Origin of the sequence: Streptomyces sp. NPDC046870, assembly GCF_040704595.1 — a bacterium.
Taxonomy (GTDB): Bacteria; Actinomycetota; Actinomycetes; order Streptomycetales; family Streptomycetaceae; genus Streptomyces; species Streptomyces argyrophylli.
Genome location: NZ_JBEYXM010000016.1, coordinates 11,501 through 29,239 on the forward strand (window position 1 = coordinate 11,501; position 17,739 = coordinate 29,239).

General features: G+C 71.7%; 17 protein-coding genes and 1 pseudogene. 9 read left to right on the top strand and 9 right to left on the bottom strand.

Translation table 11 applies throughout. From position 1 onward, the window contains the following. Positions 1-731: 731 nt before the first annotated feature. Positions 732-1,844 carry an aminotransferase class V-fold PLP-dependent enzyme gene (locus tag AB0946_RS28220; RefSeq protein WP_366763463.1) on the top strand — a complete coding sequence of 371 codons (1,113 nt, stop codon included), beginning with the start codon at positions 732-734 and terminating at the stop codon, positions 1,842-1,844. A gap of 82 nt (positions 1,845-1,926) precedes the next feature. On the opposite strand, the gene AB0946_RS28225 is transcribed toward AB0946_RS28220, so the two are convergent. After that, complete coding sequence (locus AB0946_RS28225; protein ID WP_366763464.1) at positions 1,927-2,691, bottom strand: SDR family NAD(P)-dependent oxidoreductase; 765 nt, start codon at positions 2,689-2,691, stop codon at positions 1,927-1,929. 214 nt (positions 2,692-2,905) lie between these two features. Here AB0946_RS28225 and AB0946_RS28230 point away from each other — a divergent pair, with 214 nt between their 5' ends. The 5 genes and pseudogenes from AB0946_RS28230 to AB0946_RS28250 all read left to right on the top strand — a co-directional run. Further along, positions 2,906-3,493, top strand: a complete 588-nt coding sequence (locus tag AB0946_RS28230; RefSeq protein ID WP_366763465.1) for a helix-turn-helix domain-containing protein — start codon at positions 2,906-2,908, stop codon at positions 3,491-3,493. Positions 3,494-3,939: 446 nt separating this feature from the next. Further along, on the top strand, positions 3,940-4,395 hold the full coding sequence (locus AB0946_RS28235) for a MarR family winged helix-turn-helix transcriptional regulator (protein WP_366763466.1): 456 nt from the start codon (positions 3,940-3,942) through the stop codon (positions 4,393-4,395). A gap of 575 nt (positions 4,396-4,970) precedes the next feature. Further along, positions 4,971-6,956: a serine/threonine-protein kinase gene (locus AB0946_RS28240; RefSeq protein ID WP_366763596.1), complete on the top strand. Its 1,986-nt coding sequence runs from the start codon at positions 4,971-4,973 to the stop codon at positions 6,954-6,956. A 114-nt stretch (positions 6,957-7,070) separates the two neighbouring features. Continuing rightward, positions 7,071-7,610 carry a GNAT family N-acetyltransferase gene (locus AB0946_RS28245; protein WP_366763597.1) on the top strand — a complete coding sequence of 180 codons (540 nt, stop codon included), beginning with the start codon at positions 7,071-7,073 and terminating at the stop codon, positions 7,608-7,610. Positions 7,611-7,634: 24 nt separating this feature from the next. Continuing rightward, a pseudogene (locus AB0946_RS28250) lies at positions 7,635-7,866 on the top strand (transposase); the annotation flags it as partial. 295 nt (positions 7,867-8,161) lie between these two features. On the opposite strand, the gene AB0946_RS28255 reads toward AB0946_RS28250, so the two are convergent. Both AB0946_RS28255 and AB0946_RS28260 read right to left on the bottom strand, forming a co-directional pair. Continuing rightward, positions 8,162-8,893, bottom strand: coding sequence for a DUF1990 family protein (locus AB0946_RS28255; RefSeq protein WP_366763467.1), 732 nt, complete (start codon positions 8,891-8,893; stop codon positions 8,162-8,164). After that, entirely contained in the window at positions 8,890-9,102 is a 213-nt protein-coding gene (locus AB0946_RS28260; protein WP_366763468.1) for a hypothetical protein, read from the bottom strand. The genes AB0946_RS28255 and AB0946_RS28260 overlap by 4 nt, the downstream gene beginning before the upstream one ends. Before the next feature lie 108 nt (positions 9,103-9,210). Here AB0946_RS28260 and AB0946_RS28265 point away from each other — a divergent pair, with 108 nt between their 5' ends. Together AB0946_RS28265 and AB0946_RS28270 are read left to right on the top strand one after the other, a co-directional pair. Next, positions 9,211-10,047, top strand: a complete 837-nt coding sequence (locus AB0946_RS28265; protein ID WP_366763469.1) for a DUF1990 domain-containing protein — start codon at positions 9,211-9,213, stop codon at positions 10,045-10,047. Further along, positions 10,044-10,937 (top strand): SDR family oxidoreductase, encoded by an 894-nt coding sequence (locus AB0946_RS28270; protein WP_366763471.1) that lies wholly within the window; start codon positions 10,044-10,046, stop codon positions 10,935-10,937. Before AB0946_RS28265 ends, AB0946_RS28270 begins: the two co-directional genes overlap by 4 nt. 53 nt (positions 10,938-10,990) lie before the next feature. Here AB0946_RS28270 and AB0946_RS28275 read toward each other — a convergent pair whose 3' ends face one another. Together AB0946_RS28275 and AB0946_RS28280 are read right to left on the bottom strand one after the other, a co-directional pair. Further along, the gene (locus AB0946_RS28275) at positions 10,991-12,763 is read right to left on the bottom strand and encodes an MOSC and FAD-binding oxidoreductase domain-containing protein (RefSeq protein WP_366763472.1); all 1,773 of its coding nucleotides are present in this window, start codon (positions 12,761-12,763) and stop codon (positions 10,991-10,993) included. Positions 12,764-12,803: 40 nt separating this feature from the next. Continuing rightward, positions 12,804-13,670, bottom strand: coding sequence for an alpha/beta fold hydrolase (locus AB0946_RS28280; protein WP_366763473.1), 867 nt, complete (start codon positions 13,668-13,670; stop codon positions 12,804-12,806). Between the two features lie 286 nt (positions 13,671-13,956). On the opposite strand from AB0946_RS28280, the gene AB0946_RS28285 reads away from it, so the two are divergent. Beyond that, the gene (locus AB0946_RS28285; protein ID WP_366763474.1) at positions 13,957-14,652 is read left to right on the top strand and encodes a glycerophosphodiester phosphodiesterase family protein; all 696 of its coding nucleotides are present in this window, start codon (positions 13,957-13,959) and stop codon (positions 14,650-14,652) included. Between the two features lie 54 nt (positions 14,653-14,706). On the opposite strand, the gene AB0946_RS28290 is transcribed toward AB0946_RS28285, so the two are convergent. The 4 genes from AB0946_RS28290 to AB0946_RS28305 form a co-directional block, all read right to left on the bottom strand. Continuing rightward, a complete protein-coding gene (locus tag AB0946_RS28290) occupies positions 14,707-15,186 on the bottom strand; it encodes a hypothetical protein (RefSeq protein WP_366763475.1) in 480 nt (159 codons plus the stop codon). A gap of 165 nt (positions 15,187-15,351) precedes the next feature. Continuing rightward, on the bottom strand, positions 15,352-15,723 hold the full coding sequence (locus AB0946_RS28295; protein ID WP_366763476.1) for an STAS domain-containing protein: 372 nt from the start codon (positions 15,721-15,723) through the stop codon (positions 15,352-15,354). 162 nt (positions 15,724-15,885) lie between these two features. Beyond that, positions 15,886-16,839: a sensor histidine kinase gene (locus tag AB0946_RS28300; protein ID WP_366763477.1), complete on the bottom strand. Its 954-nt coding sequence runs from the start codon at positions 16,837-16,839 to the stop codon at positions 15,886-15,888. After that, a complete protein-coding gene (locus AB0946_RS28305) occupies positions 16,836-17,618 on the bottom strand; it encodes an MEDS domain-containing protein (protein ID WP_366763479.1) in 783 nt (260 codons plus the stop codon). The genes AB0946_RS28300 and AB0946_RS28305 overlap by 4 nt, the downstream gene beginning before the upstream one ends. Positions 17,619-17,739: the final 121 nt, after the last annotated feature.

Sequence of the window (17,739 nt, forward strand, 5' to 3'; positions counted from 1 at the left end):
GTGCGGAGAGGCGGGGAATCCGCCGGTCCGCGTGCTCGCCGCGCGACTGCCGCGCGTCCCGCCGCAATGACCCGTCCCGCTCCCCGGCCGGGGCCACAGCGCACACCCGGACCCGGCACACGTGTGCCCCGGCGCGGCGGCCCTGTGCCACGGTGTCTCCAGTCTCCCTCCGTGGCCGCGCGAGGGCACTCCGGCAGGCGGTGAGCAACCGCGCGCTGCCGCGGCATGTGCCCGAGCGGCGGCGGAACGACCGTCGCGCGAACCGAGGCCGGGGCGCGCGGAGTGGTTACGGCTCGCGCGACGCGTCGTGTGTCTGACGTCGCATGAACGCGGGCAGCCGGGGAGCACCGTGCCGGCTCCGGGCCGCGACCGTGAGGGGGCGTTCCCGGCGACGGCCGGTCCGGCGAACCACCTCCAGGGGCCCGCTGGTACGGCGGCCGCGCCCGTTTCACTCGCCACTGAAGGGGTCGGGCCGCCCAGGCGAGTCCGCGGCACAACTCGGCGCGTCCCTCGCGTGGCTGATGCGCGGGGCGGGTCGCCGGGCGGAATGACGGAGATGCCCATGCCGACCGGCACCCCGGGGAGGACCGCGCGCCGTGAACCGCGTACGGTGCGGGGCGGGTGGCGACCCGCGTGGTGGTGGGCGGCGAGGAGGCGGTCCACGGCACGCGTACGGTCCTCACCCACCGCGCCACCCCACCCCACCGCATCGGCCCGGAAGGACGAGCCCCGTGCTCACGTCGTACGCCGCCCACTTCGACACGCCCGCCGGGTACCTGGACTTCGCACGTTTCGGACCGCCGTCCCGGGACGCGGTGGCCGCCGGCGCGCGAGCCGTGGCGGAATCCGCCACCGCGGACCACACCACCGTGGACGCCCTGATGCGCGCGGAAGAGGCCGCCCGGGACACGGCCGCCCGCCTGGCGGGCACCGACGTCCGGCACACCGTGCTGCTCCCGAACACGTCCACCGGTCTGTTCCACGCGGCCCTCGGCATCCGGGAAGGCGTGGTCCTCGCGCCGCGGACCGACTTCCCCGCCAACCACTATCCCTGGCACCGCGCCGCGCAGTTGGGCCGGGCCACACCCCGCTGGCTCGACCCGGCGCCCGGCGCCGGTGTCACCCCCGACCTGGTCCGTACCGCGCTGACCGATGACGTGGTCGCCCTGTCCGTGAGCGCCGTGGACTTCCGTACCGGTTTCCGCACCGACCTCGCGGCGCTGCGCGAGGCGATCGGACCGGACCGGTTGCTGATCGTGGACGGCATCCAGGGATTCGGCGTGACCGCGCTGCCCTGGGACACGGCCGACGTACTGGTGACGGGCGGCCAGAAATGGCTGCGCGCGGGATGGGGCACCGGCTTCGCCACGCTGTCCGACCGGGCGCTGGAACGCCTCGACCCCGTCCTCACCGGCTGGACGGGGGTCGAGGACGCCGGCCTCTTCGACGGAACGGCACACCCACCGGCCCCGGACGCGCGCCGTTGGTCGATCACCCATCTCAGCCCGGTGACGGCCGCCGCGTTCGCGTCCGCGCTCGCCGTCGTGGAGCGGCACACCGTAGCGGCGATCGAGGGCGCGATCGCCGCGCGGATCGCCGAACTCTCCGACACGGTCCAGCGGTACGGGGGCCGCGTCCTCTCCCCCGCCGACCCGGCGCGGCGAGCGGGCATCCTCTCCTTCACCATGCCGGGACACGAACCGTCCCTCGTGGCGAAGGCGCTGCACGCCGAGGGTGTCACTCCGACGGTGCGCACCGACTCACTCCGTTTCTCCCCGCACGCCTCGACGCCGCCGGAGGTTTCCGAGCGGGTCGCCGCCGCGCTGTCGTCTCTGGGGAGCTGAGCCCGCCGGACCGGGCACGGGTCCGTCGGACAGGGGTCGCCGGCCGCGGTGTGCGTCGTGCGGCGCGTCCGCGGGCCGGCGGCTACCAGGTCTGTTCGCCGGCGCGGACGAGGATCTCGTTGACGGCGACCCGTCGGTCCCGGGTGACGATGTAGGACACGGCGTCCGCGATGTCCTCGGGCCGCAGCGGCTCCATGCCCGCGATCTGGCGCTCGACGGCCTGCCGTACGCCGTCGCGCAGGTGCGTGCTCAGTTCGGTGTCCACGGTGCCGGGCTCCACCACGCTCACCCGCACGCGCTTCTGGCTGAGCTCCTGCCGCAGCGCCTCGGTGAAGCCGTTGACCCCGAACTTCGTCAGGTTGTAGACGGCCGTTCCGGGGCGGGCGACCCGTCCCGCGGTGGAGCTGATGTTGACCAGATCCGCAACCCCCCGCGGCGAGTCCTCCGCCGCGCGCAGGAGATGCGGCAGCGCGGCATGGGTGACGTACAGCAGACCCCGCACGTTCACCTCCAGCATGTGCTCCCACTCCTCCAGCGGAGAGTCCACGGCCTGCCCGACGCCCATGAAACCGGCGTTGTTGACGACCGTGTCCAGGCGGCCGAGCTCGGCCACCACGCTTTCCAGCGCGCTGGCGGCCTGCTGCCTGTCGGTGATGTCGGCCTCCACGACCAAGGCCGTACCACCCTCGGCCCGCAGTGCGTCCGCGAGCGCCTCAAGCCGTGCCCGCCGCCGTCCCAGCACGGCGACGGCCGCGCCTTCCGCGGCGAGCACGCGCGCGGTCGCCTCGCCGATACCGCTGCTCGCACCGGTCACCAGGGCCACCGTGTTCTGCAGTCGCGCGGTCATGTGTCTTCCTCCTCATAGGGGTGGTCGGGCAGGCCGCCCTCGGATGCCGGCGACGCGGGAGACGGGCAGCGAGCCGGGTGTCCGCCGTGGTCCGGCGGCGCCCCGCGCCCCTCGCCTCCCGTGCGAGAGCACGGTAGCCTCGTAACCGGAACCGGTTCCGGATGCACATTAAGCGGAACTGGTTCCGCTTGCAAGACCGAGGGAAGGAAGCAGGTTGACCGGCAAGGGCACGGACGGGACCGGACGGCAGGACAGGCCGCTGCGCGCCGATGCGCGGCGGAACGAGGACCGGCTGCTCAGCGCCGCGGCGGAGGCGTTCGCGCGGGAAGGCACGGGTGCCTCGGTCAAGGACATCGCCCGCGCGGCCGGCGTGGGTGTCGGCACGCTCTACCGCCGGTTCCCGTCCAAGGAACTGCTGATCGAGGCGACGTACCGGCACGAAGTACAGGGGCTGTGCGCGGCGGCACCCGAACTCACCGCTTCCTTGCCCCCGGCGGAGGCGCTCCGGGCCTGGATGGAACGCTTCATCGGCTTCATGGCGGCCAAGCACGGCATGGCCGACGTACTCCGAGTGGTGCTGACCGACGAGGGCGAGCGGCTGACCACCCGCGCCCACCTCACCGAGGCGGTCCGTCACCTCCTCGCCGCCGGGGCGGGCCAGAACGTCACCCGGTCACAGGTCGAGGCGCAGGACGTCCTCATGGCCCTCGGCGGCATCAGCGTCATGGCCGACACCGAACAACAGCCCGGCCTGGCACCGGCCCTGATCGATCTGCTCCTGCACGGCATCCTGACGCGCTGAAGGGCGGCCGCCCGTAGTGCGCACCACGTGGGGCGGCCGCCCCGTCCCGCCACAAGGGGGTGGGTGGCGGGAGTCTGTCAGGAGATACACGTAGCCGCCGGGGCGATCGGTTCACGGTCTCCCCGTACTTCTCGCGTACCGCCGCAGTCGCGGACCGGAGCGGCGGCGCGACCGGGGGGGGATCGTGCGCCCGGCCCGACGTGTACGGCGTTCCACCGGCCCGCGGCGGATTCGGCGGCCACCTGTCTCCCGCATCCCGCAGGGAGCGACGCGTGGCCGGGCTTGCGGTGGGCCTCCACCGGCCGGCGCCGTTCCTCTCCGCCGACAGGGTTCTCCATCGGGCCGGCACCCCCTTCGTCACCGGCGGGATCCTGCGCGTCGACGGCGGACGGAGCGGGGGTCACCGACCGCGGAGACGGTCATCGCGGGCCCTCTACACTGTGGCCATGGCAGACGCGACACCCCCGCAGCCCTTGAACCCGGACGAGGAGGCCTTCCTACGGGCTCTGGGCAGAGTGATCACGTTCCTGCCCCGGGTCGTCGACGCGGACATGCTGGAGGAGCAGCCGATCTCGGGTACCGAGTACATGGTCCTCGTGCATCTCTCCGAGGCGCCGGACCACCAGATGCGCATGAGCGAGCTCGCCGGCATGTGCGGGCTGTCGCTGAGCGGCATGACCCGAGTGGTCAACCGGCTGGAGTCGCAGTCGCTGGTCATCCGTGAGAGGTCGCCGGACGACGGGCGGTCCTGGCTCGCCGTCCTCACCAGCGCGGGATGGACACAGCTGAAGCGGGCCTGGCCCACCAACCTCGCGAGCGTGCGCCGCCATGTGTTCTCGCGTCTGGACGGCTGCGACATCGCCGCCGCCGCGAAGGTACTGGAGCGCATAGCGCCCGCGTGAAGTCACGCGATCCCGGCGGAGACCGGGAGGCAGGACGCCGGCTCGTCCCTCCCACCCGGCTCGTCCGCAGAGGTCGGGCAACCGGTGGCCGGACGGTACCGGGGCGTAGGCGGAGGCCGCGATGGAGACCGCACGGGCTGATCGTCGCCGCGAGCCACAGGAGGAGAGGCGCAGGGCCCCGGCCGTACGGCCGTAGCCGGCCGGCACCTCGGGCAGGCGGACCCACCCACCGGGCGATGGGCGGTGAAGTGATCGGCGGGGGCGGTGAGTTCGACGGCGTCGTGGCCGAGCCGCTTCGTCCGCTTCAAGCACGCGGGAAGGCTCGCACGGCGACCTTCACGATCCTGCGCGCACCGAACCGGGCGACCCCTGAGGCGGAGGAGTCGCCGCCCCCACGGCCGGGCACGGCCGGGGGACCTTTTCACGTGACTATGTGATCATGATATACACCTCCTTCACACCTTCTTCACCGTCAGTTTCCCAGGCTAGGACCCGTCGTGAGCGCTGCTGGTTCCGGCGGGCGGGTACAGCCCGCCCGCCCAGGTGATCCTTCCCGTGTCGGCCCTTACCGGATCATCGGCCGTCTCGGCTCCGGCGGCATGGGGACCGTCCACGCCGGTCTCACCGCCGACGGGCTCAGGGTCGCTGTCAAGGTGATCCACCCCGCACAGGCCGAAGACCGGGAGTTCCGGGCCCGGTTCCGCCGCGAGGTGCAGCTGTCCGCGCGCGTCCAGGGGCCGTGCCTCGTGCCGTTGCTCGCCGCCGACCCCGAAGCCGACGCGCCCTGGCTGGCGACCGCCTACGCTCCGGGCCCCACCCTCAACCAGTACCTGGCCGACCACGGCCCCCTGACCGGCGGCACCTTGTACGCCTTCGCGACGGGCACGGCCCAAGCACTGGCGGCTGTTCACGAAGCCGGCGTCGTGCACCGTGATGTGAAGCCGCAGAACGTCATCCTCGCTCCGGCCGGCCCTCGCGTCCTGGACTTCGGCATCGCCCGTGCCGCCGACGGCACGAGCGTGACCCGGACGGGCGTCATGACCGGCACTCCCGGCTGGATCAGCCCCGAGTACTACCGCACCAGCGCCGCCGGGCCGGAGGGCGACATGTTCACCTGGGGCGCGCTCGTCGCCTACGCCGCGACCGGCCGGCTCCCCTTCGGTACCGGCGCGCCGGACGTGGTCGCGTTCCGTGTGATGTCCGGGGACCCCGACCTGGGCGGTGTGCCGGAGGAACTGCGCGACGTCGTGGAGAGCGCCCTCGCGAAGGATCCCGCCGACCGGATATCCGCCGCCTCGGCCGCCCAGGAGTGCTCGCGGTTGCTCGCCTCCCAGGCCACCCAGGTGCTCGCGGGCGGTGACGGACCGGCACCCACCCGGGTCGGTGAACTGGTCACGGCCGTGTGGGAGATACCCACCGTCGACGACCCCGCCTGGCACTCCCCTTCCGCACCCTCCCGCAGACGGACCGTCACGACCGTCCTCGTGGCCGCCGCCGTGATCGGCGCTCTCGCCGGCGGCGCCCTGGCCCTTCCGGCCGCCTTCTCGGACGACGCGGACCAGGGCGGCGCGCGGGACGCCGTCGCCAGCCGTCCGACCGCGTCCCCGGCCCGGCACACCGGCGGCACCACCGGGCCCTCCCGAACCCCTGGCCCCGCCGCGGCGACGCGAACCGCTGACGATGCGCGCGGGATCCGCGTACCGACCGATCCGCTGGCCGGCGTAGCCGACCCGGCCTTCACGCGGGCCGGGGACGAGGCCCAGCCGTCGGACGACGAGTGGAGGGCGAGCACCACCGCGAGCACCCAGGAGGAGAAGGACGCCGCCCGGGCGATCGGGAACGACGTGAGGTCCATGCTCGCCACCAAGGGCCTGGACCACCTCAGCGCCACGGTCACGTTCAACCGGCGTGCGCAGACCGTGATGGTGACCGGCGGGCCGGTCTCCCAACTGCCGGAAGAGGACCAGGAGGTGTTCCGCAGGGCAGGAGAGACGGCATCCTGCACCACTCTCGCCCGCCGCCTCCAGGGCAGCCCCACCACCTGGCCCTACGGCCGCTACTCCGTCTTCTGGAAGGACTCCGACGGCGACACCGAGGCGGACGTCCTCGGTTTCGGCCGGGCCACCGACGGGTGCTACAGCGAGGTCGCCGGGCAGTGGCGGGGGGGCGAGTCCGGCATGGCGACCGCGCAGATACCCAGTGCCGACCAGGACGAGATCCGGGTCGCCGACGCCACGGACAAGGCCATCACCGCAGCGTGGAAGGCCCGGGTCGCCGAGGGCGACGGCGTGGACCCCTCCGCCGCGGACGACGACATCAGCCTCGGGTTCGACCCGGCCGAGAAGGCCGCGTACGTGTGGATTCGGGACACCTACGGAGCGCTGATCGGCCGCGCCCAGAGGGACAACTTCCAGGATGTCGCCCGGAGGACCACGTGCGGGAAACTGAGGGACGAGTACAGCAGGAACCGGTCCTGGCGGTACATCCGCTGGTCCGTGGCCGTCTACAGCGGAAACATGGGAACCCCCGAGTTCATCGGCTCCGGTGACTGCCTCTCCTGAGGCGGGTGGAGGCACACCAACGGCACCCACGTCACCTGGACATCTCAGGGGGACAAGAAGTCAAGAGGGGCGCGAGACTTGATCGCCACCGAGGTCGCTGATTGGCTGGCCGACATGAATGATCTCGGACCCATTGCGTGGCCGCCTGCACCGATCAGGACCGAGAGGCTCGTGCTGCGTGAGCCCGAGGCCAGGGACCGTGCGGCGTTCATCGAGCTGCACGCCTCGCCGGAGGTGCACACCTACCTCGGCGGTCCCCGGCCGCGGGACGAGCTCGAGGGCGAGATGCCCGAGGTACCCGGGCGGCGGTCCGGGAGTTTCGTCGTCGATCTCGACGGGGTGATGATCGGTCAGATCCTGCTCAGGAGAGTAGCGGAGCACGTTTGCCCCTCTGCCGTGGGGAAAGTCGATCTGGGCTACCTGTTCCTGCCGCGGGCGTGGGGATTCGGGTATGCCGCCGAAGCGTGCGCGGCGGCTCTGGGCTGGCTCGAAGACGTCCTTCCGGGTGAGCCGGTGGTGCTCGCCACTCAGACCGCCAACGCTCGCTCGATGCGCCTCGCGGCAAAGCTGGGGTTCACCGAAGCGGAACGGTTCCGGGCCTGGGACGCCGATCAGTGGCTCGGCTTGCGGGCTCCTGCCACGCCCTCCAGTTGAGTTCGCGCTTCGGCAGGGCGGCTTTCACGGTTCGTCGATGCCAGAGCCCTGAAGGCGTACGCAGGCTCGGCCCCGATCACCCGGGCCTCCGGCAAGAAGCACTTAGAACAACCGGCTCATGCACGCCGGCTTCCTCTGCGCCTTCGCATCCCTCATCGCCTCACCAGGAGCGAACGCCCACTACCGGCGCCGACGCGAACACGGAGACTGGCACAACGCCGCCCAACCCCACCTGCTCAACCGCTTCCTCGGCCGGCACCGCGGTGCCGTTCCTCGGGCCAGGGCCGAAACCGTCGCCGTCCCCACTCCTGTGCCCGTTCCCGGACACGGCGACGCAACCAGGTCATCCACAGCGCGAGCGGCGTCATCACGAGGGCGCCCAGCAAGGCCGGACCCCAGCCGGCACCACCCCCGCCGAACCGGATCATCACAGCCAGCAGCACGTACATCGCCAGGACAACGCATGCTCTGCGCAAGGGCTTTGACATGCGATCCGGATACCCCGGTCACCGTTGCGTACGACGAAGGCTCGCCCGATCCGGCGATGAGCCTCAGCCGGGGGCGACCCGGTGGATCGCCAGCGCGTCCCTGTGGTGCGTCCTCGTGTCGGAGGGTGCCCACACCAGCCGCCCGACTGCCGGGGCCCGGCCGGGCAGCGGCTCACGGCCGCCGAGTTCGGCCTCGACGAACAGGCGCAGCCGTGCGGCACACCTGCGGTAGAACCGCAGCTGGGTGCGGCGGCCGAACAGGCGCCACCCGAGGGAGGTGATCCGGTTCAGGGTGGGGGCGCCCTGCGAATGGCACGAGACGACGAACAGCACCTCGCCGGTGTCCTGTCGTTTCACCACCTCATAGGTGGCCCGGCCGCGTTCCAGGTGGCCCTCCAGGGTCTCGTAGGCCCATCCCCAGACGCGGTCGGTCCCGTCGCGCACCTCGTCCACCACCCCGGTGACGCGCACACCGCAGTAGAAGTACATGCCGTGGAACCGCGCCTCCAGCAGCATGTCGCGGCCGAGCAGGGGTGCGGCGGGGTCGTACAGCGCGCGCACGATCTCCGGCGGCGAGAACTCGTAGTCGCGGACCAGGCGGCAGGCCCGTTCCCAGGAGCCTCCCGGTTCCGGCGGGCCCGGTCGCTCCGCCGGCAGCGCGGTGCGGTGGACGTCGATGTTCCAGGACGGTCGGCGCACCTCGTCGAGCGAGTAGTTGACGCGCGCGTCGGCGAGGCCCCGCCACACCTGTACGGCGTCGGGCCGTCCGAAGACCCGGTCGCCCAAGGAACTCATTCGGAGCCTTCGAGCGAGTCGCCGATCAGCCACAGCGTCGGCGGCCACAGACCCACGAAGAGCGCGCGCCGCTCGGCGTTCCCCCGCTGCTCCTGGTCGACGGTCTTCGCGCGCACCCACAACGTCACGCAGAGGCCCACGGAGGCGAGCGAGACCAGGTGCAGATGACTACTCCGCACACCTGCACGGCGCAGGAGCCGGACCACCATGGGGACCTCCGGTATCGCTTCCTTGTGTCAGCATTTTTCGAGAAAGTGCGCTTGTATCAGGGTATAGACCTTTTGCCGCGGTTTCATACGGAGTCGAAGGGGCCGGGGATGACGTCTCCAAGCGGTTCTCGGACGCTGGCCGTGCTCTCGCGGTGGCTCCTGGGCACAGCGCTGGTCTCGTGGCGCTACCTGTGGGAGACGACGCCTCTGTACCGGGGCGGCGAGTGCCACGGTGACGAGACGGACCTCCCACCGCGGCTGCCGCCCGCAGTGGTGGACAGCCGGGTGCAACGCGCACAGGACGGCTACGGCCCCCTGTTCCACCGCCTCTTCCGCGTGCGCATCGCCGATACCGACGTCGCTCCGGACCGGCTCATCACATGGGTCTGCCGCGATTTCAAGGGCTTCGTGCCCTCCGAGGTGGTCGACATCCACACCGGTGAGCTCCGTGACCACGGTCTGGACGTCGGGGACGAGGTGCTGGTGGAGATGCCAGGGCCCTGGAACGGCCCCGTCAAGGTCGCCCATCGTGACGTCAGCAGCCTGCGCCTGGTGACCCTGCGCGGTCACATGGAGGCAGGTCAGGTGCATTTCCGCGCGCGGGAGGAGGACGGCCTGCTGGTGTTCGAGATCGAGCTCTGGGCGTGCCCCGGCAGCCGCCTGGTGCACCTCCTGTACTCGCACCTGCGCCTGGCGAAGGAGATCCAGCTCAACATGTGGGTCCGCTTCTGCCTGGCCGCCGCCGCGATGTCGGGAGGCCGGCCGGCCGACGGTGTGCACATCTCTACCCGCTGGCTCGAATCGCCCGAATGGACACCGGTGCGTCCGCTCTCCGAGGCTGGGAGGAACCCCTCGGGCGGCGCGCCGGCCCAGCAGACACCGTCGGCGGACCGGTTCGGCCGGCCGGGCGCGAGCCGGGACCACCGACGAAGGGACAGCACGTGAGGGCGAGCCCGCTCCAGGGCCGGACCGTCGTGATCACCGGAGCCGCACGCGGACTGGGAGCGGCACTGGCGCACGAACTGGCCCGGCGGGGGGCACACCTGGCACTTCTCGGCCATGAAGGGCCCGGACTGGACGCATTGGCGGCCTCCCTGCCCACGCCGGCGCTGGCGCTCGAAGTCGACGTCACCGACAGCTCCGCTCTGGACGCTGCGGCAGGCGAGGTCCGCGGACGCCTCGGCCGGCCGTCGGCGGTCGTGGCGAACGCGGGAATCGCCGAAGGAGGCCCCTTCGCGAGGTCGGACCCCGCCTCATGGCGCCGCGTCATCGATGTGAACGTGACGGGCAGTGCCCAGACGGCGCGGGCCTTCCTGCCCGACCTGAGGGCGACGGCGGGCTACTTCCTCCAGGTCGCGTCGCTCGCGTCACTCGGGGCCACCCCGATGATGAGCGCCTACTGTGCCTCCAAAGCGGGTGTGGAAGCCTTCGCCCACGCCCTTCAGGCCGAGGTGGCACACGAGGGGATCGCGGTGGGCGTCGCCTATCCCGCCTGGGCGGACACCGACATGATCCGCGAAGCCGAGGACTTCGCGGCCCTGCGCGAACTGCGCGTGCACATGCCCCCCGGCGTCCGGGACATCCGTCCGGCGGACGCGGTCGCCGCCCGGCTGGCGCGCGCCGTCGAGCGCCGCAGCACCGCCGTCTACGTCCCGGCGTGGCTGCGCCTCGTCCAGCCCGTGCGCTGGGCCCTGCCGCCCGTGGTACTGCGGCTGGCCCGGCACCATCTGCCCCGCTGGGACGCCGGACGGCCCCTGCGTGCCACGGGCAGCCTGGGCACCGGCGGACGGGCCGACCGTGCCGCGACCGCACCGGACGGCGACCGCCGGGACTGAAGCGAACCGGGCGGGGGGCGCTGGGGTCTTTCGCCTGATCCGGACGAGAGGCCCTAAAGGTCCAGGACGACGTCCTGAGCGGGTTTGGAGCAGCAGATGAGGATGTTCCCGTCGCCCGGCGGCTCGACGGGATCGGGTGAGTAGTCCACGCTCCCCGACATCAGGGCGAGTTCGCATGTGTGGCACACACCGGTACGGCACGACCACTGGACCGGGACGTCGCAGGCTTCGGCGAGTTCGAGCAGGGAGGCGCGGGTGTCGTCCCACGCGACGGTCAGCCCGCTGCGTGTGAACGAGACGGAAGGGCCGGTGCCGGCCGGGCCGGCGGGCTGGTGCGGCGCCATGGCCGGCGGCGCGCCCTTGATGCCGGGAGTGATCGACGGGCCGGAGCCGAAGCTCTCGGTGTGCACGCGCGATGCTTCCAGGCCCGCCTTGACCAGGGCGTCGGTGACCTCGTCCATGAAGGTCACCGGCCCGCAGATGTAGGCGTCGGCATCGGTGGGCAGACCCATGCCGACAAGCCGCTCGCCGGTCAGGCGTCCCGCCTGCGCGTAGTCCTCGCCCTGCCGGTCCTCGGCGTTCGGTCTGCTGTAGTAGACGATCGACCGCGCGTGGTCCAGGCTGTCCAGCAGGGCGCGGCTCTCCTGGGCGAAGGGATGCTCCCTGCCGTTGCGGGCGCCGTGCAGCCACCACACCTGCCGTCGGGAGCGGGCACCCGCCAGCGCGTGCAGCATGGCCAGCACGGGCGTCACGCCTACCCCGGCGGACACGAGGACCACCGGACGGTCACCCTCGGACAGGCAGAACGTGCCGCGGGGCGCGGCGATGTCCAGGCTGCCACCGGCGCGGGCGTGTGCGCGCAGATAGGTGCTCGCGACGCCATGGGGTTCCACCTTCACGCTGATCCGGTACGTCCCCGTGCCGGGCCGGCCGGACAGCGAGTAGCTGCGAATCAGCGGTGGCCCGTCCTCCTCGGGCCGTATGCGCACGGTCAGGAACTGTCCGGGCAGGGCGGCCGGCAGGGCGGAGCCCTCGGCTGCGGCCAGGGACAGGCTGATGACGTTGTCGCTCTCGGGCCGGACGTCCGTGATCGTGAGGGGGCGGAAGCCGGTCCACGCGGGGGGCGGGGCGCTGGATGCCGCCGTGAGGCCGGCGCTGCCCGACGCCGGGCCGGGCCCCCGTTCCGCCTGCTCCAGGAGCGCGCGCATCGACCCCTGCCAGCCCGGGCTGAGGGCGGGGATGCGCAGAGCCCGTTCCACCTGCTCGCGCGTGTGTCCGGGGAGGTAGAGGACCGAGTCGATCTCTTCGACGGTCATCGCTTCCGGGCCGGTGGAGACCCTGACGATCTCCTGCCCGGCCTCCACCTCCCCCTCCTCTATGACACGCAGGTAGAAACCGGGCCGGTGATGGGCCACCAGCAGCGCCGCCATCTGCGGCTCCCCCATGCGCAGGCCGACCCGGTAACACGTCACCCTGGGCTGTGAGACCTCGAACAGGGCCCCGCCGATGCGGTACCGGTCACCGATGCACACCTCGTTGTCGGGGAGCCCGTCCACGGTGAAGTTCTCGCCGAAGCTTCCGGGCGTCAGGTCGTCGCGTCCGAGTCTGCGCGACCAGAAGCGGTAGGACTCGAGCTGGTAGACCAGCACGGCCCGCATCTCCCCGCCGTGTCCGCCGAGGTCGCCCTGACCGTCTCCGTCGATGTTGAGCCGCCGCACCATCCGCGGCCCGGAGACGGTCTGTTTGTACACGCCGGTGTACACGGTCCTGCCGTGCCAGGGCACGTCTTTCGGCATTCCCACGTTGACCGCGACCAAGGTCGCCACCGCTCGCCCTCCTTGTTCGGGGTCCCGCTCCCGGCGCGCCTCAGCTGAGGACACGGCCGAGGAATCCGTGGATGTAGCCGCTGATGGCGTCGAGATGCGTCTCCAGGGCGAAGTGACCGGCCGGCAGCAGATGGACTTCGGCGTCCGGCAGGTCACGGGAGAAGGCCCGAGCGCCGTCCGGTCCGAAGATCTCGTCGCGTTCGCCCCAGACCGCGAGCAGCGGCACCTTGCTGGTACGGAAGTGCTCCTGGAGCCGCGGATAGCCCTCGATGTTGGTCGGGTAGTCCCGGAACAGTGCCAGCTGGACCTGGTCGTTGCCCGGGCGGTCCAGCAGGGTCTGGTCGTGCAGCCAGGTGTCCGGGCTGACCAGGCTCGCGTCGTCGGCCCCGTTCTCGTACTGCCAGCGCGTGGTCTTGGCGCTGAACTTCGCCCGCGCGCCGGGCTCGGTCTCCGGTCCGGGTGACGTGGCGTACGCGAACAGGTCGTCCCAGAAGGGGGTGGCGAAGCCCTCCATGTACGCGTTGCCGCTCTGCGAGACGACGGCCGTCACCTCGTAGGCGGGGTTCACGGCCAGCCGCCAGCCGATCGGGGCGCCATAGTCGTGCACGTAGAGCGAGAAGCGGCTGATCCCCAGCTCGTCGAGCAGCCCGGCGGTGATGTCGGCCAGGTGGTCGAAGGTGTAGTCGAACGCGTCGACCGCGGGCATCGAGGACTGGCCGAACCCGATGTGGTCGGTGGCGATCACGTGATAGCGATCGGCGAGCGCGGGGATCAGGTGGCGGAACATGTGGGAACTGCTGGGAAACCCGTGCAGGAGCAGAACCACCGGCGCTTCGCTCGGGCCCGCCTCACGGTAGAACACCTGTTGGCCGGCGATCGTCGTGGTCCGGTGGTGCGTAGGGAGCATGCCGACCTCCCTTCCCGGGGATCCCACTTCTTCGGTCTACGGGGGAGCCCGCGGCACGTTGCCCACGCTAGACCCGGCCTCCGGCGGTGGCCACTCGGCCCTGCTGGTCGACGGTGGTCAGGCCGTCCTGCTGAGCCGGTTCACGCGCGAGGCCAGGGACACCGGCATCCGGGTGGGTGGGAACGTGCGGCCGGGTGGGGGCCGTTAGGCTTGGGCGTGCTGGCGGGCAGCCGGGTACGGCGCTCGTGCGGCTGCCCGGGTCATCACATCGAAGGACGGCGACAGAGTGTCTTTCTTCACCATCGGCCACCGCGGTGTCATGGCCGCCGAGCCGGAGAACACCTTGCGTTCCTTTCTGCGGGCCGAGCGTGAGGGGCTGGACGGCATCGAACTGGACCTGCATCTGAGCAGTGACGGCGAGTTGGTCGTCATGCACGACGAGACCCTGGACCGTACGACGGACGGCACGGGTCGGATCGCTGACCAGGAGTTGCGCAGGCTCAAGGAGCTCGATGCCGGTCTCGGCGAGCGGATCCCCACGTTCGGGGAGGTGCTGGACGCGGTCGGGCCGACGCTGCCGATCCAGGCGGAGATCAAGGACGTGGCCGCTGCCCGGTCGCTGGCCAAGGTGCTCGCCGACCGTGACCTGCTGGACCGTGTGTCGGTGCTGTCGTTCCACGACGCTGCGCTGACCGAAATCCACAACCTGCTGCCGCAGGCCCGCACCGTGCTGGTGGCGGGCGCCAGCGCGCACCGTGACACCTTCGTCGAGCGCGCCCAGAAGGTCGGTTCCAGTCTGGTCAGCGTGGACTTGCGCCAGCTGAACCAGGCCATCGTGGGGAAGTGCCGTGCGGCCGGCATCGACGTGATGGCGTGGACGGTCAACGACGAGCGGGACCTGGCGCTGGCCCGGGCGCTCGGTCTGGTGGGCTGTGTGACCGATGAGCCCGGTATGAAGCGGCTCGTGCAGGCCACGGCCTGACCTCCGGGCCGGAACGGGTCGTCGGGCCGTTGGCGACGCCACTGGGTGGCGGGATCACTCCGAAGGCGGATCGGGGTCTACTGTGGCCTGCGATCCGACCTGTCTGCTCCAGGCGTCCCCCACCGCCTTCGGGACCCTCGTCGCCAGGCCCTGCTCCTTGCTGAAGGCCAGGCCGCGGTTGTAGGCGCTGCTGCCGCAGCCGTCGGTCTGGCGGATGAGCCGCACGTCGACGGACGCGTCGATCATGGGTCTGATCTCACCCTGGCGGGTGACCCGGAACCGGACCGGACCGGAGTCGGGGTCCACGTCGTGCGGCAGCGGAAGACTCACATGCGTGATGCGCTCCCGGCGGGGCAGTTCGCCCCTCACGCACTCGCCCCGGGCGCACAGTTCGTAGGAACCGCCCGCGAGATCGACGTACCCCTTGCGGTCGAACATCACGCCGACGCCGGAGACGACGTCGTAGCCGGCGCAGGGCCCCTCCTGGGAGCATCCGGACAGGGCCGCGAGCACGAGGGCCACTACGGCCGGCAAGGCTGCCCGCTGTACCGGTCTCCCCTTCTGATGAGTCACGGTCAGATTCTGCCCGACCCCGTCGCCCCCACTTGACCTGGTCGACCGGGTCCGGCCGGACCGTGATGCGTTCCTCTGGTGACGGGGGCGGGGCCGGTGAGCTCCGCCCGGCCGGCGCTGCCGCCGTCAGCCCGCGTCCTGGCTTCGGTCCAGGCCGGCCTGCGGGGCGGGGGCCGCGAGGGCGGCGTCCGCGGTGGGGAAGAAGGGGAGCAACGTGTCCAGGCCGAGGAACTTCCACACCTGGCGGTGGTGGGCGTTGAAGGCGGCGAGGCGCAGGGTGCCGGTGCGGGCGTCGAGTATGCGCCACAGCGCCAGGAACATGCTGACACCCGACGAGTCGAGGTACTCGACGCGGGACCCGTCCAGTACCAGGGTGGTGCAGCCCTGCCGGATCAGGTCCTCGCACTGGGCACCGATGAGTGAGGCGGTGTCGTAGTCGATCTCCTCCGGCAATTGTGCGACTGTCGTGTCCTCGCCCCGCATCCGCACGGTGAGCATGGGTGACGTGCTCCCAACTTGGCCGTTCGCCTTGTACCGCCCTGTGTGTGGGCGCTGTCGTACGCCTACCCGTCGTTCCGCCCCGCGTGCCTGCTGTCGGCGACGACTCGGCTTCCCGTGCAGATTACAGGGACGGGTTCGGGGCCGGGCGGGATCCCCGGATCACTCGGGCAGCGCGGTGTGGAGGCGTATCGTGGTGCCCTCCTGCGGTGTGGACCTGATCTCCACGAGGTCGCAGAGCTGCTGGACCAGCCACAGGCCGCGTCCGCCCGCCTGCCGGGGTTGCGGCCTTCTCCGTCCGGCCAGGGGGTCGTCGATGTAGCCGGCGTCGCGGAACTCGCACACGAGCCGACGGTCCTCGCTCCAGGTGCGCAGCACGCCCTGTCCGCCGCCGTGGCGGATGCTGTTGCTCGCCACCTCCGTGGCGGCGAGGTGCAGTTCGCGCAGGCGCCGGCCCGTCAGACCGTGCTCTTCGGCGCAGGCGGTGATCTTCTCGCGCACGGAGGACAGCTCGCCCTTGGTGTAGGCGAACTCGTCGTACGGATCACAGGCGCCGGTGAGAGGGGTGAAGCGGTACGGCGCCTGCGAGTCGTACGTCTCGGACCGGATGGTGCGGCCGTTCTCGCGCATCTCGGGATGGCAACGGGCCATCTGCGCCAGCCCGTCCTCGTCGTGCGCGGTGTCGTAGGGGCACAGCAGCCACCAGGCCGGCCCCTGGGCGAACGCCTTGTTGAGCAGCCACTCGTGGTACCGCAGTTCCTGGACCTCGGCCTGGCCCCGGACAGCGTCCCAGGGCGATTCGCCGATCCCCCGGACGGGCCGCCCCTCCGAGACGTGCTCCTGGAGCCACTCCTGCCAGGCGGCGATCAGCCTGCCCGGATGGTGCGCCACCCGGCTGGTGTCGACGTAGCGCACGGCGTCGTCCTCGATCTCGGCACGCAGCAGGGAAGCCTTGTCCTGCGGGACGGCCACCACGACGGCCTCGCCCCCGTCGAGCGCGTCCCGGATGAAACGTGCCGTGCCCTCGACGAACTCGTCCTTCCCGGAGTACGGGTACAGCTCGTGCCGGTATCCGGAACCGGCCGCGGCGGGGGCGGGCGCGGGGTAGGTCGTCACGGTGTCATCACCACCGGGATGTCGGGAACGGCGAAGCCGGACAGCTCCCAGGCCAGCCGCACGGTGTCGTTGGCGCCCTCCAGGACGACCTTGCGATCCGGAAGGTGCCTTGCGGCGTCGGCCAGGGCACTCATCCCGGACGCGTCGAAGAACTCCAGGGCGTGGCAGAACAGGCGCACCGTGTCGGTCTGGGCCAGGAGGGCGCACAGGACGGCACTGAAGGCGTCCGCGCCGTCGCCGTCGACGATCCCGGTCACCGCCCAGCCTTCCTTCCCCGCCCGGAACACCCGGAACGCGGGCGATACCGCAGGACTGCCCAGCCGGTGGGGATGCACGCACCCGAGTCGCTGGAGGGCGGGAAGGTCCCAGTCGGCGGCGTGGTAGGCGCAGACCACCAGGGCTCCGGTGTCGGCGGCGAACTCCTCCAGGTCGAGTTCGCTGCGCAGCAGTTCGTCGGTCCGCGCCGCGCAGCATCCGGGACCGACGTGATGCAGGACCCGGAGGGAACGGAACCCCTGCCGGTCGGCGGTGGCCGCCTCGCGGCGGACCGCGGCCAGGAGGGAACCGCCCAGCCGGGCGGGATCGAGTACGAGCCGCGCGAACTCGCTGCCGGCCTTGAGCATCGGACCGACGATCACCACCTTGTCGCCGTGCAGCTCACCGTCCGCGACGAAGGCCCGGCTGCGGTCGATGACGTCCTCGGCGGGATCCAGCAGCTGACAGACGTGATCACCCGTATCGACCTCGTCCAGGGTCGCCAGAGTGCGCGGCGCTCTCACTACCCCTCCCTCGCTTGCTGCCACCACTCTACTGACCCACCGCGGGCACCCGCTCCCCCTCCGACCTCGCACGTCGGGCCCCGGGCGGCACCGGTTCGGGCCGGCAGGGTCCGGGTCCGCA